Annotated in this window: 21 protein-coding genes; 15 read left to right on the top strand and 6 right to left on the bottom strand. The window is 65.7% G+C overall.

Annotation, left to right across the window (positions count from 1 at the left end; all coding sequences use genetic code 11):
• Positions 1–253: 253 nt before the first annotated feature.
• Positions 254–3,367 (top strand): ribonuclease E/G, encoded by a 3,114-nt coding sequence (locus NLM32_RS23200; protein WP_254131191.1) that lies wholly within the window; start codon positions 254–256, stop codon positions 3,365–3,367.
• Between the two features lie 70 nt (positions 3,368–3,437).
• Here NLM32_RS23200 and NLM32_RS23195 read toward each other — a convergent pair whose 3' ends face one another.
• On the bottom strand, positions 3,438–4,118 hold the full coding sequence (locus NLM32_RS23195) for a helix-turn-helix domain-containing protein (protein ID WP_254131190.1): 681 nt from the start codon (positions 4,116–4,118) through the stop codon (positions 3,438–3,440).
• A 209-nt stretch (positions 4,119–4,327) separates the two neighbouring features.
• Between NLM32_RS23195 and NLM32_RS23190 the strand changes: the two genes are divergently transcribed.
• The 3 genes from NLM32_RS23190 (at position 4,328) to NLM32_RS23180 (ending at position 8,350) form a co-directional block, all read left to right on the top strand.
• The gene (locus NLM32_RS23190) at positions 4,328–5,824 is read left to right on the top strand and encodes an amidase (RefSeq protein WP_254131189.1); all 1,497 of its coding nucleotides are present in this window, start codon (positions 4,328–4,330) and stop codon (positions 5,822–5,824) included.
• Between the two features lie 62 nt (positions 5,825–5,886).
• Positions 5,887–7,101: an MFS transporter gene (locus tag NLM32_RS23185; RefSeq protein ID WP_254131188.1), complete on the top strand. Its 1,215-nt coding sequence runs from the start codon at positions 5,887–5,889 to the stop codon at positions 7,099–7,101.
• Positions 7,102–7,117: 16 nt separating this feature from the next.
• The gene (locus NLM32_RS23180; RefSeq protein WP_254131187.1) at positions 7,118–8,350 is read left to right on the top strand and encodes an FAD-binding oxidoreductase; all 1,233 of its coding nucleotides are present in this window, start codon (positions 7,118–7,120) and stop codon (positions 8,348–8,350) included.
• Here NLM32_RS23180 and NLM32_RS23175 read toward each other — a convergent pair.
• Together NLM32_RS23175 and NLM32_RS23170 are read right to left on the bottom strand one after the other, a co-directional pair.
• Positions 8,347–10,431, bottom strand: a complete 2,085-nt coding sequence (locus NLM32_RS23175; protein WP_375143568.1) for a tetratricopeptide repeat protein — start codon at positions 10,429–10,431, stop codon at positions 8,347–8,349. The genes NLM32_RS23180 and NLM32_RS23175 overlap by 4 nt on opposite strands.
• Before the next feature lie 59 nt (positions 10,432–10,490).
• Positions 10,491–11,324: a helix-turn-helix transcriptional regulator gene (locus NLM32_RS23170; protein ID WP_254131186.1), complete on the bottom strand. Its 834-nt coding sequence runs from the start codon at positions 11,322–11,324 to the stop codon at positions 10,491–10,493.
• 92 nt (positions 11,325–11,416) lie between these two features.
• Between NLM32_RS23170 and NLM32_RS23165 the strand changes: the two genes are divergently transcribed.
• Positions 11,417–12,295: an SDR family oxidoreductase gene (locus tag NLM32_RS23165; RefSeq protein ID WP_254131185.1), complete on the top strand. Its 879-nt coding sequence runs from the start codon at positions 11,417–11,419 to the stop codon at positions 12,293–12,295.
• Positions 12,296–12,328: 33 nt separating this feature from the next.
• Here the strand turns inward: NLM32_RS23165 and NLM32_RS23160 are convergent, their stop codons facing one another.
• The 3 genes from NLM32_RS23160 to NLM32_RS23150 form a co-directional block, all read right to left on the bottom strand.
• Positions 12,329–13,663: a dicarboxylate/amino acid:cation symporter gene (locus tag NLM32_RS23160; RefSeq protein WP_254131184.1), complete on the bottom strand. Its 1,335-nt coding sequence runs from the start codon at positions 13,661–13,663 to the stop codon at positions 12,329–12,331.
• Between the two features lie 86 nt (positions 13,664–13,749).
• Positions 13,750–14,307 carry a biotin transporter BioY gene (locus NLM32_RS23155; protein WP_254135400.1) on the bottom strand — a complete coding sequence of 186 codons (558 nt, stop codon included), beginning with the start codon at positions 14,305–14,307 and terminating at the stop codon, positions 13,750–13,752.
• Positions 14,308–14,394: 87 nt separating this feature from the next.
• Positions 14,395–15,582 (bottom strand): pyridoxal phosphate-dependent aminotransferase, encoded by a 1,188-nt coding sequence (locus NLM32_RS23150; RefSeq protein ID WP_254131183.1) that lies wholly within the window; start codon positions 15,580–15,582, stop codon positions 14,395–14,397.
• 216 nt (positions 15,583–15,798) lie between these two features.
• On the opposite strand from NLM32_RS23150, the gene NLM32_RS23145 reads away from it, so the two are divergent.
• From NLM32_RS23145 to aat, 10 genes are all read left to right on the top strand, one after another.
• Positions 15,799–17,202, top strand: coding sequence for a M48 family metalloprotease (locus NLM32_RS23145; protein WP_254131182.1), 1,404 nt, complete (start codon positions 15,799–15,801; stop codon positions 17,200–17,202).
• Positions 17,203–17,299: 97 nt separating this feature from the next.
• Positions 17,300–18,067 (top strand): DsbA family protein, encoded by a 768-nt coding sequence (locus NLM32_RS23140; RefSeq protein ID WP_254131181.1) that lies wholly within the window; start codon positions 17,300–17,302, stop codon positions 18,065–18,067.
• A gap of 221 nt (positions 18,068–18,288) precedes the next feature.
• A complete protein-coding gene (locus NLM32_RS23135; RefSeq protein ID WP_254131180.1) occupies positions 18,289–19,098 on the top strand; it encodes a DUF1236 domain-containing protein in 810 nt (269 codons plus the stop codon).
• Positions 19,099–19,356: 258 nt separating this feature from the next.
• On the top strand, positions 19,357–19,824 hold the full coding sequence (gene aroQ / locus NLM32_RS23130; RefSeq protein ID WP_212427781.1) for a type II 3-dehydroquinate dehydratase: 468 nt from the start codon (positions 19,357–19,359) through the stop codon (positions 19,822–19,824).
• 37 nt (positions 19,825–19,861) lie between these two features.
• On the top strand, positions 19,862–20,353 hold the full coding sequence (gene accB / locus NLM32_RS23125; protein WP_254131179.1) for an acetyl-CoA carboxylase biotin carboxyl carrier protein: 492 nt from the start codon (positions 19,862–19,864) through the stop codon (positions 20,351–20,353).
• Between the two features lie 31 nt (positions 20,354–20,384).
• Positions 20,385–21,743, top strand: coding sequence for an acetyl-CoA carboxylase biotin carboxylase subunit (accC, locus tag NLM32_RS23120; RefSeq protein ID WP_254131178.1), 1,359 nt, complete (start codon positions 20,385–20,387; stop codon positions 21,741–21,743).
• Positions 21,744–21,849: 106 nt separating this feature from the next.
• Positions 21,850–23,367, top strand: a complete 1,518-nt coding sequence (locus NLM32_RS23115; RefSeq protein WP_254131177.1) for a CHASE3 domain-containing protein — start codon at positions 21,850–21,852, stop codon at positions 23,365–23,367.
• Positions 23,364–23,804, top strand: coding sequence for a response regulator (locus tag NLM32_RS23110; RefSeq protein WP_254131176.1), 441 nt, complete (start codon positions 23,364–23,366; stop codon positions 23,802–23,804). The genes NLM32_RS23115 and NLM32_RS23110 overlap by 4 nt, the downstream gene beginning before the upstream one ends.
• Positions 23,801–24,907, top strand: coding sequence for a sensor histidine kinase (locus tag NLM32_RS23105; RefSeq protein WP_254131175.1), 1,107 nt, complete (start codon positions 23,801–23,803; stop codon positions 24,905–24,907). Before NLM32_RS23110 ends, NLM32_RS23105 begins: the two co-directional genes overlap by 4 nt.
• A 62-nt stretch (positions 24,908–24,969) precedes the next feature.
• On the top strand, positions 24,970–25,650 hold the full coding sequence (aat, locus tag NLM32_RS23100) for a leucyl/phenylalanyl-tRNA--protein transferase (RefSeq protein ID WP_254131174.1): 681 nt from the start codon (positions 24,970–24,972) through the stop codon (positions 25,648–25,650).
• The last annotated feature ends 3 nt before the right edge of the window (positions 25,651–25,653 follow it).

Genomic DNA, 25,653 nt, shown 5'->3' with positions numbered 1-25,653 from the left:
CGCCGCCCAATGTTTCATACGGGCCGACGCTTGATGCGCCAGACTGTGCCGACGAATTCTGAAGGACCTTTCGCGACGCTGCGGAGTGACACTCCCGCGCGCCGCTTCGGTCCTGAAGCTTCCGATTCGGCGAGGCGCGAGAGACGGCGTTTCGGCCTTCCCCTCACCCCCGAATCAGGTGGACCGTCGCGTCACCCGGCAGCGCTCTTCGCGCCCACGGTCGATCGCGCCCGCCGCCGCCAAGAGTTAAGACATGCCCAACAAGATGTTGATCGATGCCACCCACCCGGAAGAGACCCGGGTCGTCGTGGTCCGCGGCAATCGCGTCGAAGAGTTTGACTTCGAGACCGCGCAACGCAAGCAACTGCGCGGGAATATCTACCTCGCCAAGGTCACAAGGGTCGAACCCTCGCTCCAGGCCGCTTTCGTTGAATATGGCGGCAACCGCCACGGCTTCCTCGCCTTCAGCGAAATCCATCCCGACTATTACCAGATCCCGGTCGCCGACCGGCAGGCGCTGATCGAGGCCGAAGAGCAGGCCCATCGCGAAGCCGAGGAAGAGAACGAGAACCGCTCCCACGGCCGCCGCCGCTCGCGCCACCGCAACGCCCGCCGTCGCGGTCATGGCGAGCGCGTCCGCAGCGACATCGTCGAGGGTCTCGACGCCGGCGCCGATCCCGCGGCCCAGCCGGTCGAGGGCCAGGCCCTGCACGCCGAGGGCGCGCCGCATGAGGGCGAGCACCTGCATGCCGATGCCGAGCATCACGGCGAGCACGAAGGTCACGACCATCTCGACCACGATCATCATGACCATGATCACGACGATCACGGGCATGACGATCATGAGCACGATGATCACCATCACGCCCATGATGACGAGCATCACGCTCACGATCATGACGACCATGGTCATGACCACGATCATCACGACCATGATCATGCCGACGAGACGCCCGCGCCTGTCGCAGCGGTCGGAGCCGAGCCCGTGGTTGCGGTCGAGACCGTTGCCGAGCCGCAACAAGAGGCCGCCGCCTCCGAAACGCATGCCGAGGCTCTTGCCGAAGCCGTGATCTCCGTCACCGAGCCCGCCGATGCCGTCTACGCCGCCGGCGAGCCCACCGAAGCTCCGCATCAGGACGCGGAAGCCAGGGCCGACGAAGACGACGAGGACGATGAAGACGGCGAGGAAGCCGAAGAGGAGCACGTCGAATCCGTCGGCGGTGACGACGTTCTCGAGGAAGTGCCGGAGCGCACCTTCCGTCCGCGCCGCCAGTACAAGATCCAGGAAGTCATCAAGCGCCGCCAGGTGATGCTGGTGCAGGTGGTCAAGGAAGAGCGCGGCAACAAGGGCGCGGCGCTGACGACCTACCTGTCGCTCGCCGGCCGCTATGCCGTTCTGATGCCGAACACCGCCCGTGGCGGCGGCATCAGCCGCAAGATCACCAGCGCCCAGGACCGTTCCCGCCTGAAGGAAGTGGTGCAGGATCTCGACGTGCCCGAGGGCATGGGCATTATCCTGCGCACCGCGGGTGCCGCCCGCACCAAGCCCGAGATCAAGCGCGACTTCGAGTACCTGATCCGGATGTGGGAGACGGTGCGCGACCTGACGCTGAAGTCGCAGGCCCCGACGCTGGTCTACGAGGAAGGCTCGCTGATCAAGCGCTCGCTGCGCGACCTCTACAACAAGGAGATCGACGAGATCTCGGTCGCCGGTGACTCCGGCTACCGCGAAGCCCGCGACTTCATGAAGATGCTGATGCCCGCCAATGTCAGCGCGGTCAGGCAGTATCGCGACGGCCAGCCGTTGTTCTCGCGCATGGGCGTCGAGAGCCAGCTGGATGCGATGTTCTCGCCGACCGTGCAGTTGCGCTCCGGCGGTTACATCGTGATCAACCAGACCGAGGCGCTGGTCTCGATCGACGTCAACTCCGGACGATCGACGCGCGAGCATCATATCGAGGACACCGCGCTCAAGACCAATCTGGAAGCGGCCGAAGAGGTCGCCCGCCAGCTCCGCCTGCGCGACCTCGCCGGCCTGATCGTCATCGACTTCATCGACATGGACGAGAAGCGCAACAACCGTGCGGTCGAGCGCAAGCTGTCCGACTGCCTGCGGCAGGATCGCGCGCGCATCCAGGTCGGACGCATCTCGCATTTCGGCCTGCTCGAGATGTCGCGCCAGCGCATCCGCGCCAGCGTGCTGGAATCCTCGACCGATCCCTGCCCGCATTGCGGCGGCACCGGCCATGTCCGCTCGGTGTCCTCGGTGGCGCTGCAGCTGCTGCGCGGCCTCGAAGAGATCCTGATGAAGGGCGCGACCCACAACCTCGTGGTCCGCACCCGCACCGACGTCGCGCTCTATGTGCTGAACCACAAGCGCGGTCATCTGCGCGATCTCGAAAACGGCTTCAAGGTCTCGCTGTCTGTTATCGCCGACCCCAGCGTCTCGGGACCGCAAGCCTATGTCATCGACCGCGGCGAGCAGGTGCATACGCTCGAAGCCGCCAAGGCGCTGCTCGCAGCACAGGCGGCCGCAAGCCCGCCGCCGCTGGTCGAAGAGGCCTTTGACGACGAGGAATTCGACGCGGAGCTGGAATCCGAGGTCGAGAGCGAGGAAACCGAAGGTCTCTCCGAAGAGCAGGCCGCTGGCGATGCCGCGCCCGAGCAGGACGGCCAGCGCCGCAAGCGTCGCCGCCGTCGGCGTGGCCGCGGCGGTCAGCGCGACGGTGAGGCACGCGAGGATGGTGCTCCCGCTTCTCCCGAAGGGGTCGTAGCGGCCGGCGAAGGCGAAGAGGATGCCGACACCGAGCAGGACGGCGAGGAAGGCGAGGAGCAGGCCGCCCGTGGCGAGCAGCAGGGCAGCGGCGAACGCCGTCGCCGGCGTGGTCGCAGGGGCGGACGTCGTCGGCGCGGTAACGGCGAGGAAGGTCTCGCCGGCTCCATCGGCGATGAGCTCGGCGGCAATCCGCCGTCGGAAGCGACCGACGCGGTCGCCGATTTCGACAGCTCCGGCAACGAGACAGCTCCGTCGATCACGCATTCGGAGCACATCGCGCCGGTTGAGACGTCTCAGCCCGAGTTTCAGTTGCAGGCCCCGGTTGAAACACCGGAGCAGCCCGAACCTTCTGCCGCCGTTGTGGAGGAAGAGCCCGCAGTCGACGACAAGGCCGCACGACGCCGCTCCACCGTCCGCGAGAAGGTGAGCTTCCTGTCGAGCAGCCCGAGCGAGCCCGCAACCCCGGTTGCGGCCGCGCCGGAGCCGGTTGCTCCGCCTGCGCCTGAGCCCGCGCCGGAACCGGCAAGCGAGACGCCGGCGGCGCCGCGTCGCGCCGGCTGGTGGTCGCGTCGTTTCGGCGGCGGCGAATAGAACGAAACACCCGAATAAAAAAACGCCCGGCCTGGCCGGGCGTTTTTCATTTTATGCCTAGGGCTGACGATTACGATGGCAGCTCGTCATCACCGAGTGGCGCCACCTCGCGCGACGCGATCTGGCGAAGCTGGTCGTAGAGGTCAGGCGCCTCGCTGGTGCAGAGACAGACGCCCGTGGCGGACGGTGCCTCGCCGGCGTTGAGGTAGGCGTGGCCCATGGTGCTGTCGAGATAGATACCGTCGCCCGCGCCAAGGATCTCCGGCGCATAGAACTCGGTGTGAACAGCGACGCGGCCGCTCGTCACCAGAAAATACTCTTCGCCGGCATGGCGCAGCAGCGGACCGAATTCGTCCAGCGAGCGCGCGCGGACCTCGGCCACGATCGGCACCATGCGTTTGCCGATCAGGTCGGTGCATTGATAGGTGTAGGTGTAGAATTTCGTGTTGATCAGCTGCCCCTGCCCGGCCCGGCTGATGCTGCGCCGCGCGGTGACCGGCCGACCCTGCGCAGGCGCCGCGACCGCCGGGTTGAACAGCTCCGCGATCTCCATCTTCAGGCCGGAAGTGAGCTGCAGCAGCTTGTCGTAGGTCAGCGACATCAGGCCGTTCTCGACCTTCGACAGGGTCGACAGCGCCATGCCCGTCCGCTCCGCCACCTGCTTGAGCGTCAGGCCGCGCGCCTGACGCGCAGCCTTGAGACACTGGCCGAGCTGGGAGTTGGCACTTTCGGGCGTGGTGATCTCGCTCATGCAGCATCTCTATCACGCCGCCGGGAAAAAGGTATTGGCCGATCCGTCTAATCTTTTCGGCTCAATCCGCCACATAATACCTCTCCGAGCTACCTCTCGGGCACGCAAGCCACGATTTGTGCATGAAATGCCCCGGTTGGCGAATATTGGTGCGTTGTACATACTTTCCGATATGCTAAATCGTTTTCATATTTTGAAAGGGCCTGGCGTTGTCCGAACTTTGCGACAAAAGTGCCGTCGAGCTGCGCCGCCTGCTGGCCGCACGGGCGATCTCGCCCATCGAACTGCTGGACGCCTGCCTGTCCCGCATCGCCACCACCAATGCCGCCGTCAATGCGATCGTGACGCTCGACGAGCCGGGTGCACGCGCCGCCGCAAAGAAGGCTGAGGCCGCGATCCTGCGCGGCGAGGATCATGGCGCGCTGCACGGGCTTCCCGTCCTGATCAAGGATACGCAAGACACCGCCGGCATGCGTTCGACCTACGGCAGCCCCCTGTTGCGCGACAATGTCCCGGCCGCCGACCAGGGCTCGGTGGCGCGGCTGCGTGCGGCGGGCGCCATCGTCTTCGGCAAGACCAACACGCCGGAATGGGCGGCGGGCGGCAACACCCGCAATCCTGTTTTCGGTGCGACCGGCAACCCCTTTGATCCCTCACGCTCCGCGGCGGGCTCCTCCGGCGGATCGGCGGTTGCGCTTGCGTGCGGCATGGCACCGCTCGCCTCGGGCTCCGACACCGGCGGATCCCTGCGCAATCCCGCGGGCTATGCCGGCATCGTCGGGATGCGCCCCTCCTACGGCCTGGTGGCGAGCGAAAAGCGCGCCTTCGGCTGGTCCAACCTGTCGACCGACGGACCGATGGCCCGCAATGTCGCCGATACCGCGCTGATGCTCTCGGTGATGGCGAGCGACGATGCCCGCGATCCGCTCGCCTACACGCTTCCCGGCGAGCCCCTGCGCGGACGCGCCGAGCGCTGGGCCGCGCCGCGTCCCGCGGAACTTGGCAGGCTACGCCTCGCCTTCACCGAAGATTTTGGTTTTGCGCCAACCGAGCAGGCCATCCGCCGCGTCTTTCGCGATCGCGTCAACAAGCTTGCCCCGCTGTTCGCCGAGAGCCGCGAGGCGACGCCTGACTGCACCGGCGCCGACGATGCCTTCGCCGTGCTGCGCGCCGGCCTGTTCCTGGCGATGCACGGCAAGAACTACAAGGAGCGGCCGGAGATGCTCGGCCCCAATGTCCGCGCCAATGTCGAGGAAGGCCTGAGCTACACGCTGGAAGATCACGGTCGCGCCGCGACGACGCAGACGCGGATCTATCGCGCCTATCAAAGCTTCTTCGAAACCTGCGACGTGCTGATCAGCCCGACGATCACGCTCAGCCCGCGGCCGTGGTCGGAGCTCTATCCCGCCGAGATCGACGGCGTGCCGACGAAATCCTACTTCCACTGGCTCGCGCTCGCCTATGCCGTCACGCTTCCCGGCCATCCCGCGATCAGCGTTCCGCTCGGCGTCGATGAAGCCGGGCTGCCCTTCGGCCTGCAGATCGTCGGCCCGCGCGGTGGCGATGCCGTCGTGCTGTCGGTCGCCGCGAGCATCGAAGCTGCGTTCGCGGGCGATCCACAACTGTGCCGGCCTGTTCCCGACCTCGCACGGCTTGCCGCAGCGCCGCCGCTGTCGTCGACGCCCGGTTTCCTCACCTGGGAATAGAGCCCGGGAATAGATCAACAAGCAGGCATGACCGCCGGGTCGCCGGCAAAGCGGAGAGCAGCATGGCCGAATTGTCGAACCGCAAGACCGGCATCGTCGCCTTCGTCCTGCTCTATGTCGCCTACTGCATCTCCTACATCGACCGCGCGGCGATCTCGCTGGCGCTGGCGCAGATCGGCAAGGACTTCAATCTCCAGGCTGCCGACCTCGGCATCGTCATCAGCGCGTTCTTCTTAGGCTACGCCGCGATGCAGGTGCCGGGCGGATGGCTCTCCGACCGCTTCGGCTCGAAATACGTGGTGATCGTCACTATCGTGATGTGGTCGCTGTTCACGTCCTTCACCAGCCTCGCCTGGTCGCTGACCTCGCTGATCGCTATCCGCTTCATCTTCGGCATCGCCGAGGGCGGATTTCCGCCGGCGAGCATCCGCGCCATCGCGGAGCTGTTCAAGAAGGATAGCCGGCCGAAAATGTCCGCGCTGCTGCTGTCGTCGAACTATGCCGGCAGCATGATCGCGCCGCTGATCATGGCGCCGCTGATCCTCTGGCTCGGCTGGCGTCACGCCTTCAATACCATCGGCATCGCCGGCGTCCTGTTCGCGGTGATCTATTTCGTCTTCGTTCCGCATCTCGCGCGTATCGGCGTGGGGCCGGTGACGGCGAAGCCGCGGGCGCCGATGCGCGAGCTGATGAAGAATCCGCTGCTGTGGCAGCTGATGGTGGTGTGGTTCGGCCTGAGCTGCGTCAACAAGGGCCTGGATTCCTGGATGCCGCTCTATCTGCTCCAGCAGCGCGGCCTCGATCTCAAGACCGTCGGCGTGGTGGCGCCGATCCCGTTCGTGATGGCGACGATCGCGACCGCGATCGGTGGCTGGGTGATGACCACGTTCTTTTCCGAGCGCGAGAAATATCTGCTGATCGGCAGCTCCGCGTTGACCGGCATCTTCCTCTACGCCATGTACAAGGCGGAGACGATTACGGTGCTGATCGTCTATCAGTCGCTGGTCTACTTCTTCAAATCCTTCGTGCTGGCCGCGGTGGTTGCGCTTCCGACCAAGCTGCTCCGCGACGACCAGATCGGGTCGGGCGTCGGCATGGTCAATCTCGGCGGCCAAAGCGCAGGCTTTGTCGCACCGGCGGCGATTGGCTTCATCGTGACCGGGACCGGATCGTTTGACGCGGCCTTCGGCTTCCTGGTGGCAATGACCGCGCTGTCCGTGGTCGTCGCCGCCACCATCAACACGGCGCAGCCCAGGCTCACGCCGAAGCCGGCCTGACAGGAGAATTCCGCCAATGCAAAGCGCAATCATTCTCGGCGGCGGCATGGTGGGCGTCGGCGCCGCCTTGCATTTGAGGCAACGCGGCTGGACCGTCACCCTGGTCGACCGCAGGGAGCCCGGCCGCGAGACCAGCTACGGCAACGCCGGGATGATCCAGGCGGAGGCGGTGCGGCCCTATCCGATGCCGCGCGATCTCGCCTCGCTCGTGAAGATCGCGACCGGCCGCACCAACGACGTGCGCTACAGCTTGTCCTCGCTGCATCGCCATGTCGAGCCCCTGCTCCGCTATTGGTGGCATTCGGCACCGAAGCGGCATCGCGAGGCGATCGCCGCCTGGGCGCAGCTGATCGCCTATGCGACGCCCGAGCACGACATCCTCATCCGCGAGGCCCATGCCGACAATCTGATCCGCCGCGCCGGTTATCGCGCGCTGTTTCGCGATGCTGCCGCGCTCGACCAGTCGATCAAGGCCGCGGAAGAAGACCGCCGCGAGTTCGGCGTGAATTTTCGCGTGCTCTCGGGCAGCGAGCTGACCAAAGCCGAGCCGATCCTGCGCGATGACCTTCCCGGCGCGATCCATTGGCTCGATACCTGGACCGTGTCCGATCCCGGCGCGCTGGTGACGGCCTACGCCAATCTGTTCGAGCGGCTCGGCGGCACCATCGTGCTCGGTGATGCGCAGTCGCTGCAGCAGACCGCGACCGGATGGTCGGTCAACACCGACAACGGCCGCATCGATGCCGCGAACGCCGTCGTGACGCTCGGGCCGTGGTCGCCCGACCTGTTGCACAAGTTCGGCTACCGGATCCCGCTGGTGCGCAAGCGCGGCTACCACATGCACTACACTGGCGGCGCCTCGCTCGACCTGCCGCTGGTCGACAAGGGCCAGGGCTACGCCATGGGGCCGATGGCCAAGGGCATCCGCATCACCACCGGCGCGGAGCTCACGGGCCCGGATGCGCTGGCAACCCCGGTACAGCTCGCCAGTGCCGAAGCTTCGGCCCGCGAACTGATCGACCTTGGCAAGCGCGCCGAACCAGAGCCATGGTTCGGCACCCGTCCGTGCACGCCCGACATGGTGCCCGTGCTCGGTCGCGCCCCGCGCCACCCCGGCCTCTGGATGAATTTCGGCCACGGCCACCAGGGCTTTACGCTCGGCCCCGCCACCGGACGCCTGCTCGCGGAGATGATGAACGGCGAGACGCCGTCAATCGATCCGACGCCGTACCGGCCGGAGCGGTTCTAGCTCTCCGCTTTCGCGGCGAGCACTGAGAGCGCAGCCGTCAGGCGCATCAGCGGATCGTCCCATTCGCGGGGGCGGCGTTGGCGAAACAGGCGCATGGTCGGATACCACGGGCTGTCCTCGCGATCGCGCAGCCAGCGCCAGTCGAGCGCGTAAGGCGTCAGCATCCACACCGGACGTCCGAGCGCACCGGCCAGATGCGCAACCGACGTGTCGACGGCGATGACGAGATCGAGCGCGGCCGCGGCCGCCGCCGTGTCGGCGAAATCGCCGAGCGCGGGCGCGAGATCGATGATGTCGTCGCCGAGCGCCGCGAGCACCGCACCGTCTTCCGCGCGCGGCTCCTTTTGCAGGCTGTAGAGCTGCACGCCCGGCATCACGAGCCGCGGCAGGACCGCCCCGGCCGACAGTGAGCGCTGCGCGTCGCCCTTGTGCTTGGGATTGCCGGCCCAGACCACGCCGACCTTCAGTCGCGTCTCGCGACCGAGCACGGCGCGCCAGCGCGACAGCTTCTCGGGATCCGGGTGCAGGTACGGGACGTCGGCAGGCAGATTGTCGAGCGTGGTGCCGAACAGGCGTGGCAGGCTCATCAGCGGCACTTGCAGATCGAACGGCGGCAGCGCCTCGCCGCGCGGGATCACGGTGACATCGGGCAATTGCCGCAGCAGCGAGGCGAGCGCGGGCTGCACCTGCAGGATGATCCTGCCGCCCTTCCCTGTGACCATCGGCAGGTAACGCACGAAATGCAGGGCATCGCCGAGGCCGTATTCGGCGAAGACCAGCAAGGTGCACCCTTCGAGCGGCTCGCCTTGCCATTCCGGCTCACTGAAAGTCGGATCGCCATCCGACAGCGTCTTGCACTTGCGGCGCCACCGATAGGCATCGAACCCCTCGGTGAAATGGCCGTTCATCAGCAGGAAATGCGCGTGGTTGTATTGCGCGAGCGGCTGCTCCGGATCGAGCGCAACCGCGCGGGCCGAGACCGTGAGCGCCTCGTCGATCTCGCCGGCGTTGCGCAGTGCGACGGCGAGATTGGCGTGGCCCTTGGCATAGGACGGATCGGTCGCGATCGCGCAGCGATGCGCGGCGACGGCATCAATGACGCGCTGCTGCTTCTCGAAGATGATGCCGAGATTGGTGTAGGCCGGCGCGTGATCGTGCTTGAGCCGCAGCGCGTGCTCGCAGGCCGCAACGGCGTCGTCGAGTTCGCCGAGATCGGAGAGGCAGGCGCCGAGATTGGTGGCGATCATATGATCCGTGGGATCGCGCGCGAATGCTTGCCGGTAGATCCCGGCGGCCTCCTGCAAATGACGGGCTTCATGCAGCACGAGACCAAGCAGGCGCAGTGCCGCGACATTGTCGGGCGTGCGTTCGACGGCGCGGCGATACTGGACGATGGCCTCTTCGAGCAATCCTTGCCGATAGAGCGCCGCGCCGAGATTGCAGATCAGGCCGACATCGTTGGGATCGAGCTGGAGTGCGCGGCGATAGGCGGCCACGGCATCGCTCAACCTGTTCTGGTCCGCAAGCACGTTGCCGAGATTGAGCCAGACGCCGCGGAAGGCGGGCTCGCGCGCGATCACGGCGCGATAGGCGTCCTCCGCCTCGATCAGCCGCCCCTGCCCGGCGAGCGCGACGGCGAGGTTGAAGCACGCGCGCGTCAGATGCGCATCGAGCGCGATTGCGCGGCGATAGGCGGTCTCGGCCTCGCCGAAGCGCGACAGCTCGCCCAGTGCCACGCCGAGCTTGTTGTGCAGGCCGGCGTCATCGGGCCGCCCGCGCAGCGCGCGCTGGAATGCGGCCACGGCGCCCTCGTGCTCGCCCTTCACGGCCAGCGCATCGCCGAGCGTGACCAGCGCCGGCGCATGGTCGGGATCGATATTGAAGACCCGGTTGAGCAGCGCGGCGCCGTCGGCGGCACGGTCGGTGACGAAGGCCGCGACGGCCGCCAGATGCAGCGCCGGCACATGGTCCGGCTCCGCCTTCAGGACCTCGGTGCAGAGCGCCTCCGCCTGATCCGGTCGACCGGCCGCAAAATGCTCCGCCGCCGCCCGCACGATCCGATTAACCGCCGCCTCGCCCACGATATCACCGCCCCCCGAGATCAGAGATGCCGGTTAAACGTGCGACGCGGCGAATTCCGTCAGTCGATATGCGTGGCGAGAACGTTTCTGATGCGCTCGGCGTCCTCCGGCGTCGCCGGGTTGTAGACGACCATGCCGAGATCGGGCCGGCCGTCGACCGAGAAGGCCGAATATTCGAACGCGACCGGGCCGAGCACGGGATGGCGCAGATGCTTGACGCCCTCGCCATAGCTGCGGACGTCATTGTCGGCCCACAGCTTCGCGAATTCGGGGCTGAGACGGCACATCTCGTCGACGAATTCGGCGACATGCGAGACCGCGCCGGCGCGCGCCGCATCGGCCCGGAACGCCGCGACCACGAAGCGCGCCACGCTGTCCCAATCATATTGCGCGGCCCGGATGTTGGGCTCGCTGAAGATCAGCCGCAGGATGTTGCGCCGTTCGGGCGGGAGTTTTGAATAGTCGGTCAGCACCAGCCTCGCCGCGCGATTCCAGGCAACGACATCCCAGATCGCGGTCCTGATGATGGCGGGGCTGGTCTCGAGCGCGTCGAGCACGCGCTGAAGCCGCGGCGACACGCCCTCACGCGCCTGGTAGCGGACTTCGGGCGGACGGCCGAGCCCGATCAAGAACAGATGCTCGCGCTCGACGTCGGTCAGCATCAGCGCGGCCGAGATCCGGTCGAGCACGTCGGCTGACGGCGCGCCGCCGCGGCCCTGCTCCAGCCAAGTGTACCAGGTCGGGCTGATATTGGCCCGCTGCGCCACCTCCTCGCGCCGCAGCCCCGGCGTCCGCCGGCGGCTGCCGCCAAAGCCGAAGGCCGCCGCGTCGAGCCGGGTACGGCGGTCTTTCAAATAGGTCCCGAGCAGGTTCTCGCTGGTGGTCTCGCTCATCCTGTTAGCTATTATACCCTGATAACGTCACTACTTTACCCGGATAATTGTAGCGCAGATGCTGCCCTCCACCAACCCTGGAGAAACTGCTCATGCGTGTATTCGTCACTGGCGCCACCGGCTTCGTCGGCTCTGCCGTCGTCGCCGACCTGATCGCCGCCGGCCATAACGTCACCGGCCTTGCCCGCTCCGATGCGGGTGCCGCATCGCTCGCCGCGATGGGGGCGACAGTCCACCGCGGCTCGCTGGAGGACCACGCCTCCTTGCGCAGCGGCGCGGCCGGCTCCGACGGCGTGCTGCACCTCGGCTTCAACCACGACTTCTCGAAATTCCCTGACAATTGCGAGCTCGACCGCCGCGCCATCCTGGCGCTCGGCGCGGAGCTCAAGGGCTCCGCGCGCCCGCTGATCGTCACCTCCGGCGTGGCGCTGCTCGCGCCCGGACGGCTCGCCACGGAGGATGACGAGCCGGCACGCGGCTTCCCACGTGTCTCGGAAGCGACCGCGCTGTCGCTGGACGGCGTTCGTGCCGCCGTGGTTCGGCTGCCACCGACGACCCATGGCGAAGGTGACCACGGCTTTGTCCCGATCCTGATCAACCTCGCGCGCCAGAAGGGCGTCGCGGCCTATATCGGCGACGGCATGAATCGTTGGCCGGCCGGGCACCGCATCGATGCCGCGCGCGTCTACAGGCTCGCGCTCGAGCAAGGCGCAACCGCGCCGCGCTATCACGCGATCGCAGAGGAAGGCATCCCGTTCAGGACGATTGCGGAGGTGATCGGCAAAAGGCTCGGCGTGCCCGTGGTCTCGAAATCGCCCGACGAAGCGGAAGCGCATTTCGGCTGGTTCGCGCGGTTTGCCGCCGTCGACGTTCCGTCATCGAGTGCGAAGACGCGCGCATTGCTTGGCTGGGCGCCAAAAGAAATCGGGCTGATCGAGGATCTCGACCAGCCCTATTACTTCAAGGTCTGACGGCGCATCACGCCGCCAGATGTAGCCGGTGGATCAGTCCGTCGTGACCGCGGTCTCGAGGTCGGTCGGATCGATCTGCTGGCTCAGCCGCGCATTGAGCTTGTCGCGATCGAGCTCGCCCTCCCACCAGGCGACGATCACGCAGGCCACGCCGTTGCCGCAGAGATTGGTCAGCGCGCGGCACTCGCTCATGAACTTGTCGATGCCGAGCACGATCGCCATGCCCGGCACGAGCCGCGGATCGACCACCGCGAGCGTCGCCGCCAGCGTGATGAAGCCCGCGCCGGTGATGCCGGAGGCGCCCTTCGAGGTCAGCATCGCCACCACCAGGATGGTGAGCTGCTGACCGAAGGTCAGATCGAAGCCGAGCGCCTGCGCGATGAACAGGGTTGCCAGCGTCATGTAGATGTTGGTGCCGTCGAGGTTGAACGAATAACCCGTGGGCACCACGAGGCCGACCACCGACTTCGAGCAGCCGAGCCGTTCGAGCTTCTCCATCAAGGACGGCAGCGCGCTCTCGGACGACGAGGTGCCGAGCACGATCAGCAGCTCGTCCTTGATGTAGGCCAGGAACCTGAAGATCGAGAACCCCGCGATCCGCGCGATGATGCCGAGCACGACGAACACGAACAATGCGGCAGTGAGGTAGAACGTCGCGATCAGGCCCATCAAATTGAGGATCGCGCCCGTGCCGAACTTGCCGATGGTATAGGCCATCGCGCCGAAGGCGCCGACCGGGGCTGCGCGCATCACGATCGAGATGACGCCGAACACCGCATGCGCGGCATCGTCGATGAAGCTGCGGATGACATGGCCGCGCTCGCCGAGCCCCATGATGGCGAAGCCGAACAGCACCGAGAACAGCAGCACCTGGAGGATCTCGCCTTGCGCAAAGGCGCCGACGACCGTGTCGGGAATGATGTGCAGGATGAAGTCGACCGACCGCTGGCCTTCGGCCTGCTTGGCGTAATTGGCGACGGCCTGCGCGTTGGCGGCGGCACTGCCGAAGCCTGCGCCCGGCTTCACGACGTTGCCGATGATGAGGCCGATGACGAGCGCGAAGGTCGAGACGACCTCGAAATAGACCAGCGCCTTGACGCCGATGCGTCCGACCTTCTTGGCGTCCTGGATGTGGGCGATGCCGGAGACCACGGTGCAGAAGATGATCGGCGCGATCACCATCTTGATCAGCTTGATGAAGCCGTCGCCGAGCGCTTTGATCCAATCGTTGGTGGCGACCGTCGGCCAGAGCCAGCCGACGATGGCGCCGAGCACGATGGCGATCAGCACCTGGACGTAGAGAACTTTATACCACGGCTTGGCTGCGCTCGGTGCGGCCGGCGCGCCGCTCATTGTTGTCGTTGTCATTGTTTTTTACTCCCCCCTCAAAATTCAGAGCCAGCCAAGATCAACTTGGCCGGCCCTGTCAATTGGAACATTCCGTATGATGAAATCTAGCCGCGGCGGTCGACGATCCGGCGCACTGCCGGCATCAGCGCAGCGCCCAGCGCGTTCTTGACCAACGAGGCCGCAATGAACGGCGCGACGCCGACGGCCCAAGCCTTGTCCGCGCCAAGGCCGATGCCGTAGGCCAACCAGCCGAAACCGGCGATGAAAATGACGACATGGCCGACGGCCATTGCCGCAAACAGCAGCACGACGTTGCGATCCCAGCCCCGTTCGGCGAACCAGCCGATGACGACGGCAGCCAGCACGAAGCCATAGAGATAACCGGCGGTCGGGCCGACCAGCGGTGCAATTCCACCGACCGGACCGGCGAATACCGGCAACCCCATCGCGCCCTCGGCGAGGTAGGCGATCATGGTTGCGCTGCCAAGGCGCCAGCCATAGGCCGCGCCGATCATCAGCACGACCAGGGTCTGCAACGTCATGGGCACGTAAGGCAGCGGCAGATTCACCTTGGCCGACAACGCCATCAGCGCGGAGCCGAGCGCGACCAGGACGACGGCGCGCAAGGCGCCGACGGTCTCACCCGGTCGGGTCGGCCACATCACTGCGGCAAGAGGAGAATGCGTGGCGGCGGACTGGACGGTTCGGTCAGACAAGATGCACTCCGGAAGGCTGTTCGAAACTGGCGGCTATTTAAGCCAGTGAGCGATCCGGTCAACTGCCTCCCGCATCTCCGCAGCCGAACGTGCATAGGAGAATCGGATGAACGAGCGTCCGTGGATCGGATCGAAATCGACCCCCGGTGTCGCGGCGACGTGGGCCTTCTCCAGCATCTGCTTGGCGAAGTCGAAACTGTCGGACGTGAAGTCCGAGACGTCGGCATAGAGATAGAACGCACCGTCCGCGGGCAGAAACTTGGCTAGCCCCGCCTTGGGCAATCCCTCGATCAGGATGCGCCGGTTCTCCTGATAGCCGTGCTTGATCTCCTCCATCTCGGCAGCGCCATCAAAGGCGGCTTCGGCCGCGATTTGCGACAATGACGGCACCGAGATCGAGAGGTTCTGCTGCAGCCGCTCGATCGGGCGCACCAGGATCTCGGGCACGACCATCCAGCCGACGCGCCAGCCTGTCATGCAAAAATACTTCGAGAACGAGTTGATCACGAGTGCGTGCGGAGACAGCTCGGCCGCCGTCACCGCCGGAAACGCGTAGTCGAGCCCGTGATAGATCTCGTCGGAGATGAAGCGGATGCCGGCGTCCTCGGAGGCCGCGATCAGCCCGGCCAGCGCCTCCCGCGACATCATCGTGCCCGTCGGATTGGCGGGGCTGCCGACCAGCACGCCCTTGAGCGGCGCCTTGCGATGGGCGGCGAGCAGCGCCTCGCCGGTCAGCGCGTGACGCGTCTCGTTGGTGGTCTCGATCAGCACCGGCTCGCAGCCGAGCGCCGTGAGAATGTGACGGTACGGCGGATAGCCCGGCACCGTGACGGCGACGCGATCGCCGGGTTCGAACATCGACAGGAAGGCGAGGATGAACCCGCCGGAGGAGCCCGTGGTCACCACGATTCGCTCCGGGCTGACGGTGCAGCCATAGGCATCGCGATAATGCCGCGCGATGCGCTCGCGCAAGGTGGGGATGCCCAGCGCCGAGGTGTAATCGATCCGCCCCGTTTGAAGCGCAGCCTGCGCCGCCGCGATCGCGGTCTTCGGTGCCCCGGCCGCGGGCTGGCCGACCTCCATGTGAATGACATGACCACCGGCCGCCTCGATCCGGGCCGCCGCGGCCATCACGTCCATCACCATGAACGGGGGAACATCACTGCGGCGGGAGGGCTCGAGCCACTGCCCCACCCGGTTCCTCAATGTCGCATCGTGCATCGATATCTGCTATTTCGCTGGCGGACCGGGCCATTCGGTCCGGAAAACAGGGCACTTGCGCCCCAGACTAGCCGCATTATACGGCTCATAAGGGCATATCGCGTATCCGGTCCGCCGCCAATCGACAAAACCAATCACAAAAGCTGCATTCCAAGTTCGCTCGCCAAGTCCGATCGCCAAGTCCGCTTGCAAAGCCCGTTTGACCCAGACCGTTTGATGTTGCTCCAGATCGAATTGCGCAAGAAGGCCTCCGCCCTCACCGCCCTCGTCACGGCAGCTGCGATCGCGTTGCTGCCGGTGCCGGCAACGCAGGCGCAGGAAGGCCGCGGACCGCCGGTCCTGCGCGACACCGAAACCGAGCAGCTGCTGCGCGAATACACGCGCCCGATCCTGCGCGTTGCCGGTCTGGAGAAGCAGAACATCCAGATGGTGATCATCAACGACAGCACGTTCAACGCGTTCGTTGCCGATGGCCGCCGCATCTTCGTCAATTACGGCGCGATCCTCCAGTCCGAGACGCCGAACCAGCTGATCGGCGTGCTCGCGCACGAGACCGGGCATCTGGCCGGCGGCCATCTGTCCAAGCTGCGCGAGCAGCTCGCCAGTGCCCAGACCCAGATGATCATCGCCATGCTGCTTGGCGCAGGTGCCCTTGCGGCTGGCGCCAGCCGCGGCGGCGGCAGCGGCAATAACGGCCTCGCCAATGCCGGTGCCGCTGCGATCGCCGGACCGCAGGAGATGATCCGCCGTTCGCTGTTGTCCTACCAGCGCCAACAGGAAGAGAACGCCGACCGCGCCGGCGTGAAATTCCTGACCGCGACCCAGCAATCGCCGAAAGGCATGTACGAGACCTTCAAGCGGTTCACCAGCGAGAGCCTGTTCGCGGCACGCGGCGCTGATCCCTATCTGCAGTCGCACCCGATGCCCGCCGAGCGCGTCGCAGCGCTCCAGGAGTTTGCCAGCAGCAGTCCGTATTGGGACAAGAAGGACGATCCCGCGCTGCAGCTCCGCCACGACATGGTGCGCGCCAAGATCTCCGCCTTCATGGAGCGGCCCGAGACGGTCTACCGCCGCTATCCCCTGACCAATGACAGCTTGCCGGCACGCTATGCCCGCGCGATCAGCACCTATCTGCACGGCGACCTGCGCAGCGCGCTGACCCAGATCGACGCGCTGATCGCGGTGCAGCCGAACAACCCGTACTTCTACGAGGTCCGCGGCCAGGCCCTGCTGGAAAGCGGCAAGCCGGCCGACGCGGTCGCCCCCCTGCGCAAGGCTGTCGCACTCTCGAACAACGGGGCCCTCATCGAGATGTTACTTGGGCAGGCTCTGGTTGGAACCGATAATAAGGCCTACACGGACGACGCCATCAAGATTCTCCGTGCCGCGGTGGCGCGCGAGCCCGAGGCGCCGATCGGCTACACCCAGCTCGCGATGGCCTATGGCCGGAAGGGAGACTATGCCGAGGCGGATCTCGCCTCCGCCCAGGCCGCGTATCTGCGCGGCGACAACAAGACCGCTCGCGAGCTCGCCACGCGCGCGAAAACCCGTTTCGCCGTCGGCACGCCCGGATGGGTCAAGGCCGACGATATCGTGGCGTCGAAGCCGCCGCGCAACTAGCCTGATCACGACATCCGCCACGTTGACGTCACGACACTCCGATTAAGTCCGCCGGGACGTTCTTTTCGAAACCTGCTCTGGATAAGAGGATTTGCCAATGCCTTCGCTGCGCCTGCTTGCTCCCGCGCTGTTTGCGCTCGCCATCTTCGGCGCAACGGGACCGGCTTCGGCCGACAGCTTCTCGGATGCCCAGCGCACCGACATCGAGGCGATCATCAAGAACTACCTCGTCAGCCATCCCGAAGTGCTCGAAGAGGCCATGACCGAGCTCAGCAAGCGCCAGGCTGATGCCGAAACCAAGAAGCACGAAGCCAGCATCACGCAGAATTCGGATGCGATCTTCAACTCGCCGCGGCAGGTCGTGCTCGGCAACAAGGACGGCGACGTCACCTTCGTCGAATTCTTCGATTACAATTGCGGCTACTGCAAGCGCGCGATGAGCGACATGCTCGACCTGATGAAGGCCGATCCCAAGCTGAAGGTCGTCCTGAAGGAATTTCCGGTGCTGAGCCAGGGCTCGGTCGAGGCCGCGCAGGTTGCGGTCGCCGTGCGCATGCAGGATCCCTCCGGCAAGAAATATCTCGACTTCCACCAGAAGCTGCTCGGCGGTCGCGGCGCGGCCGACAAGGCGCGCGCGCTCCAGGCGGCCAAGGAAGCCGGCCTCGACACCGCGAAGATCGAGAAGGACATCGCGAGCCCCGAGGTGCGCGCCACCATCGAGGAGAACTTCAAGCTCGCCGAGGCGATGGGCATGAACGGCACGCCGAGCTACGTGATCGGCAAGCAGATCGTGGTCGGCGCCGTCGGGCTCGACGGTCTCAAGGAAAAGATCGGCGTCGCACGCTGCGGCAAGGCGACCTGCTGACAATCATCCTGCAATTCGCAGACGCGACAAGGCCGGCTGAAAAGCCGGCCTGTTTCGTTGGCCGCTTCTCTGCATGAATCCCGGCGCGAATCCGGCACGCGCGTTCATCTCGCGTTTAAGAAACAAATACCTTGGAACAGCAGATGTTCCGGAACAAGTGACACCTCCTCTCGTTGTCGGCGCGGGCAATGACGCAGAATAAACACGTGAGGAGAAACTCGATGTCGAACCGCTTTATGATCTCGGTCGCCGCGCTTGCACTCGTCGCCGGCACCGGTCTGGCGAACGCACAAGGCACCATGAAGAACGACAACGGCGGCGCCGGCGCGCAGCCGATGCAGCAGTCGCAGCCGTCCGGCGGCGCCGCCGAACACGGCACGATGGGCAAGGAATCCGCGAGCCCGCAGAAGGGCACGGTCGGTCAGGCCGGTGGCTCCATGAAGCCTGGTGAAGAGAAGTCAGGCGCAATGGAGAAGTCGGGCGCCGCGGAGAAATCCGGCGGCATGGAGAAGTCCGGCGCGATGAACAAGAACGCGGCCGACGAGAAGGCCGGTGCGGCGAAGGGTGATCACACCCAGAGCGCGCAGGACAAGGCGACGCAGGACAAGTCGAAGAGCATGAGTTCCGACTCGACGACCAAGTCCGACAGCAAGAACATGAAGGCCGAGGACAACAAGGCCGGCGGCGCCGCCAAGAGCAACAATGCCGAGAACCGCCCGGCTGCGACCGACAGCAAGTCGCAGACCACGACCGGCAACGCCGCCACCTCGGCGACCGCTGCGCCGCCGGCGGAGAAGCGGACCGAGATCTCCACCGCGATCAAGTCGACCAAGATCGAAGAGACCACCAACGTCAACTTCAACATCTCGGTCGGCACCGCCATTCCGGCGGGCGTTCGTTTCCACCCGCTCCCGGCCCGGATCGTCGAGATCTACCCGGAATGGCGCGGCTATGAGGTGATCTTCGTGCACGGCGAGTACATCATCGTCCGGCCGCAGACGCGTGAGATCGTCTACATCATCGAAGGCTAAGCCGGATCGCTGAAGCCAAAGTGAGCCCCTGCCGAGCCATCGGCAGGGGCTTTTGGCCTATCGGGCGGTCTGCCCCGCCGGGGCCTGCCGCAAGCCACTCTTTCGACTGGTTAACAAGCAATTTCCGTAGTTTCCGCACAGGTTTTTGCACACTGGATGAGGGGCCTGAAGTCGATCGGGAGCCCCTTCAAGGCTTCCCCTGGGTCACTTTGTTACCTATAACCCCCGCCACGCCGAAACACCTTTGCCGGGACAGGAATGGCCGAACCAGCAACTGACACGATCCTCGTTCTCAACGGGCCGAACCTCAACATGTTGGGGACGCGCGAGCCCGAGAAGTATGGCCACGCGACGCTTGCCGACGTCGAGGCGCTGTGCCGGGAGACGGCCGCGACCTTCGGCCTCAAGGCTGATTGCCGTCAATCCAACCGCGAAGGCGAGCTGATCGACTTCATCCACGAGGCGCATGCCCGCAAGATGAAGGGCATCATCATCAACGCCGGCGGTTATTCGCACACCTCGATCGCGCTGCACGACGCACTGCTCGCGGTGCAAATCCCGACCGTCGAAGTGCATGTGACCAACATCCACGCCCGCGAGAGCTTCCGCCACCACTCCTACACCGCGCGCGCGGCCTTCGCCTCGCTGTGCGGTTTCGGCATCGAGGGCTACCGCCTCGCCATCCAGGGCCTTGCCGCCAAGGTCGGCATCAAGCCCAAAGCCTGACGCTCCCTCCTCACACAGAACATTCGGATCAAAGAACATGGCGCGCCAGCCAGACGACAAAGCAGCCGCAAAGTTTTCCAGCGAGGATTCCGCACTCGTCCGCGAGCTCGCTCTGCTGCTCGATGAGACCAGCCTCACCGAGATCGAGATCGAGCGCGCCGGCCTGCGCCTTCGCGTCGCCCGCAACATCAGCGTCGCCGCGACCATGCCCGTTCCGGTGGCGCATGCAGCCCCCGCGCCGGTCGCCCTTGCGGCTGCCGCACCTGCGGCTGCTGCGTCCGACCTGTCGAAACATCCGGGCGCCGTGACCTCGCCGATGGTCGGCACTGCCTATTGGTCGCCGGAGCCCGGCGCCAAGCCGTTCGTCGAGGTCGGCTCGAAGGTCTCGGTCGGCCAGACCCTGCTGATCATCGAAGCGATGAAGACCATGAACCAGATTCCCTCGACGCGCGCCGGTACGGTGACGCAGATCCTGGTCGAAGACGGCCAGCCGGTCGAGTTCGGCGAGCCGCTGGTTATCATTGAATAAGCGAGTGGCGAATTTCGCCCGCTGAGGGACCATGTTCGACAAGATCCTCATAGCCAATCGCGGCGAGATCGCCCTTCGCATCCTGCGGGCCTGCAAGGAGCTCGGGATCGCGACCGTCGCCGTGCACTCCACCGCCGACGCCGACGCCATGCATGTGCGCCTGTCGGACGAAAGCGTCTGCATCGGGCCGCCGCCGTCCAAGGACAGCTATCTCAACGTGCCCGCGCTGCTCGCGGCCTGCGAGATCACCGGCGCGGACGCCGTGCATCCCGGTTACGGCTTCCTGTCGGAGAACGCGCGCTTCGCCGAGATCCTCGGCGAGCACAATCTGCAATTCATCGGCCCCAAAGCCGAGCACATCCGCCTGATGGGCGACAAGATCGAGGCCAAGAAGACCGCCAAGAAGCTCGGCATCCCCGTGGTGCCCGGCTCGGACGGTGCGGTTGGTCCCAACGACGATGCGATGGCGATCGCCAGGAAGATCGGCTTTCCGGTGCTGGTGAAGGCGGCTGCCGGCGGCGGTGGCCGCGGCATGAAGGTCGCGCAGACCGAGGCGGATCTCCAGATCGCGCTGTCGACGGCGGCCAACGAGGCCAAATCCGCCTTCGGCGACGCCTCCGTCTACCTCGAGAAATACCTGCAGAAGCCGCGCCACATCGAGATCCAGATTCTCGGCGACGGCCGCGGCGGCGCGATCCATCTCGGCGAGCGCGACTGCTCGCTGCAGCGCCGCCACCAGAAGGTCTGGGAAGAAGGCCCCTCGCCCGTGCTGGCCGCCGCTGCGCGCGCCAAGATCGGCGAGACCTGTGCAAAGGCGATGCGCGAGATGAAATATCTCGGCGTCGGCACCATCGAGTTCCTGTTCGAGGACGGCGAGTTCTACTTCATCGAGATGAACACGCGCATCCAGGTCGAGCATCCCGTCACCGAGAGCATCACCGACATCGATCTCGTGCTGGAGCAGATCCGCATCGCCGCCGGCGGCGAGTTGCCGGCCAAGCAGAGCGAGATCCAGATCATCGGCCACGCCATCGAGTGCCGCATCAACGCCGAGAACCCGCAGACCTTCCGCCCTTCGCCGGGCCGCATCACGCAATATCACCCGCCGGGCGGGCTCGGTGTCCGCATCGATTCCGCGGTCTATCAGGGCTACACGATCCCGTCCTATTACGATTCCCTCGTCGGCAAGCTGATCGTCCACGGCAAGACCCGCGCCGAATGTCTGATGCGGCTGCGCCGGGCACTGGACGAGATGGTGGTGGACGGCATCGAGACCACGCTGCCGCTGTTCCGCGATCTGGTGCGCCAGGACGACATCATCAACGGCGACTACCACATCCACTGGCTGGAGCAGTACCTGGCCGGTAAGACGGAACCCAGCGCGAAATAATCTTCTCTGCCGTGGAACCCTTTGGTCCCAATCGCATTATGGACGGTTGGGGACAGTTCCAAGGGGGCGTTTTGAACTCCGCGACACCTAACAAGGCAAGACCGTCGTGACGGCTGGGGAACAGCGGCGGCGCGCATTCTGGCAGATCCTGCTGTTCGCGGCGGGACTCCTGGTGCTGACCGTGATCAGCGCCGGCTCCGTCTACCTCGTCAACGAAGCCCGAGACGACAGCAAATGGGTGGTTCACACCCTCGAGGTGGAGAACCAGATCAACGGTCTGCTGCTCGAAGTCCGGCGCGCCGAGAGCGCCCTGCGTGGCTATCTCCTGACGCTGGGACCAGAATTCCAGGGCGACCACGAGAAGGCCGTCGCCGCAATCATTCCTGCGCTTGACCGTGTCACCCGCCTCATTGGCGACAATCCTGCGCAGCGCGACAGTATCGAGAAACTGAGCGCGGCGATCGAGATCCGTCTCGGCCAATTCGGACGCGAGATCGACTTCATCAGGCAGGGCCAGCAGGCCCAAGCCACAGCGCTGGCTCGCGAGGCGGCTGACGGCAACACGACCGCCACCATCGGCAGCGTCGCGGCCGCCATGATCGCAGAGGAGGAGCGACTGTTCCGCCTCCGTTCGGCGAACGCCAACCGCAGCCAGACGCTCGCTGCATCGATGACCGGTATCGGCTCGGGTCTCGTCGTGCTGCTAGCGATCATCTCGGTCTGGCTGGTGCGGCGCTCTGCCCGCGCCCGCGACGACGCGGAAACACGGCTTCGCGACTCCAATCTCAATCTGGAGGCCACTGTCGATGAGCGCACGGCCGACCTGCGCGAAGCCAACGACGAGATCCAGCGCTTTGCCTATATCGTGAGCCATGACCTGCGCTCGCCGCTGGTCAACATCATGGGCTTCACCAGCGAGCTCGAGGAATTGGGCAAGGACATCTTTCGACGGATCGGAGGTCTCACGGGCACGCCGGCCGGCGGCCCGCCCGTCGATGTCGCGGAGATTCCGCTGGACGGCCCCGACAAGCAGATGTCGGCGGATTTTTCCGAAGCCCTCGGCTTCATCAAATCCTCGATCGCCCGGATGGACCGGCTGATCTCGGCGATCCTCAACCTCACCCGCGAGGGCCGGCGTGAGTTCCAGCCGGAGAAGATCGATACGCGCGACTTCATCGAGGCCATCGTCTCGTCGGTGGCACATCAGGCGGCAGAGGCGCAGGCCGAGATCCATATCGAGCCGCTGCCGAATATCGTCAGCGACCGCCTTGCGCTGGAGCAGATCTTCTCCAATCTGATCGACAACGCGATTAAGTATCTGAAGAACGGGGTGCCCGGCGAGATCAGAATTCGCGGGCGCACCAAGCTCGGCTACGCTATCTTCGAAATCAGCGATAACGGCCGCGGTATCGACGCTAGGGATCATCAGCGGATTTTCGACCTGTTCCGCCGTGCGGGAACCCAGGACAAGCCCGGTCAGGGCATCGGTCTTGCCCATGTGCGTGCACTTGTGCGCCGCCTCGGCGGCACGATGTCGGTATCGTCGGAACTGAACGCGGGCAGCACTTTTACGATCACGCTGCCCATCTCGTGGAACGCCAGCAACCGGAACGCTGACAAATGACACTGCCCGTCACCATCATCATGATCGAGGACGACGAGGGCCACGCCCGGCTGATCGAGCGCAATATCCGCCGCTCCGGGGTCAATAATGAAATCGTGTCGTTCGCCAACGGCACCGAGGCGATGAAGCACCTGTTCGGCGCCGACGGCAGCGGGCTGGTCCAGAAGGGCAACGCGCTCCTGATCCTGCTCGACCTCAACCTGCCCGATATGAGCGGGATCGACATCCTGAAGCAGATCAAGGAAAACAAATATCTCAAGGCCTCGCCCGTGGTGGTGCTGACCACGACTGACGACAGCCATGAGATCAAGCGCTGCTACGAGCTCGGCTGCAACGTCTACATCACCAAACCCGTCAACTACGAGAATTTCGCCAATGCCATCCGGCAGCTCGGCCTGTTCTTCTCGGTCATCCAGGTCCCGCCCGCCGCCTCATGAACCAACAGCGCACGCCTACACTGCTTTACATCGATGACGACGACGCGCTTGCGCGCCTGGTCGATCGCGGCCTGACGCGGCGCGGCTACAAGGTCATCCATGCCGCGAGCGGCGAGGAAGGCCTGGAGCGCATCCGTAACGCAAGCAGTCAAGGCTGCATCGATGTGGTGGCGCTCGATCAGTACATGCCCGGTCTCGACGGGCTCGAGACGCTCGAGCAGATCATGGCGATCCCGGATGCCCCGCCGGTGGTGTTCGTCACGGCCTCGCAGGATTCCAGCATCGCGGTGACCGCGCTCAAGGCCGGTGCGGCCGACTATCTGGTCAAGGACGTCAAGGGCGACTTCATCCCGCTCCTGCATGTCGCGGCCGAAGGCGCGCTGCGCCAGGCCGAGTTGCAGCGCGCCCGCGAGGAGGCTGAAGCCGAGATCCACGCCTCGCGCGACCGCTACGCCGCACTTGCCGCCGAACGCGAGCTGTTGCTGCGCGAGGTCAATCACCGCGTCGGCAATTCGCTCCAGATCATCGCCTCGCTGTTGCACCTGCAGGCGAGCTCCGCCGCGCAGGACGAGGTCAAGGCCGCGCTCACCAACGCGATGGGTCGCGTCGCCGCCGTCGCCCAGGTGCACCGCCGCCTCTACACCTCGCAGGACCTGAAGAGCGTCGTGCTCAACCAGTATCTGGACTCCCTGCTCGAGGATCTCCGCCGCTCGGCCGAAGGTAACCGGATGTCGCGCCTGACGGTGAAGGCGGAAGCCATCGAGATCGACCCGGACCGCGCCGTCGCCGTCGGCATCATCGTCAACGAGCTGGTGATGAACGCGGTGAAATACGCCTATCCCGACGGCGCCGGGCCCATCCATGTCGAGCTGAGCTCGCAAGGCGACGATCTCCTGCTGTCGATCACCGACGACGGCGTCGGCGACAACGTCAAGGCCGATCCGCGCTCCACCGGCATGGGCCAGCGCATCGTCGCGGCGATGGCCAGCAAGCTCGATGCCACCGTCGAGCGCGATCCCGCCCATTCCGGAACCCGCATCATCCTGCGGTTCCAGCGCACGCCCGCGCCCCCCAACAAGGCGAACACCGCCGCGGCGGGCTGATCCGCCCATCCGGAATTGCCCCCCATCGCACGCGCATCGCGATCCTGCTATGGTCGGACGCTATGACTTCGCGCGACTCCGCCTCGTCTGAAATCACGCCGGCCGTGCTGCTGCGCGCCTATGCCTGCGGCATCTTCCCGATGGCCGAGAGTGCCGACGACCCGACCCTGTTCTGGGTCGAACCGGAAATGCGCGGTGTGATCCCGCTCGACGGCTTTCGCGTCTCGTCGCGACTGGCGCGCACGGTCCGCTCGGATGCGTTTCGCGTCACCGTCAACACCGCGTTCAAGGCGACCATCGCCGGCTGCGCCGCGCCGCAGGCCGGGCGCGAGGACACCTGGATCAACAAGCGCATCCGCGACCTCTATGGCGGCCTCTACGAGCTCGGCCATTGCCACAGCGTCGAGGCCTGGCAGGGCGACGACCTCGTCGGCGGCCTCTATGGCGTGAGCCTGGGGCGCGCATTCTTCGGCGAGAGCATGTTTCACACCGCGCGCGACGCCTCTAAGGTCGCGCTGGTGCATCTGGTCGCGCGTCTGATCCATGGCGGCTTCGAGCTGCTCGACACGCAATATGTCACCGAGCATCTCAAGAGCTTTGGCGCGGCCGAGATCTCGCGGCGGCGCTACACCGCGCTGCTCGACAAGGCGCTCGCCGGTGAGCCCGGCGATTTCCTGAAACTGTCTGCGGGGGATGCGATCCCGGGCGCACGCGCGCTCGAGATCATCGCCTCGCGGCAATAAATC

It is taken from the genome of Bradyrhizobium sp. CCGUVB14 (assembly GCF_024199935.1).
Lineage (GTDB): Bacteria > Pseudomonadota > Alphaproteobacteria > Rhizobiales > Xanthobacteraceae > Bradyrhizobium.
The sequence above is the reverse complement of the archived record's forward strand: the minus strand, read 5'-3'. Positions and strand labels throughout refer to the sequence as shown.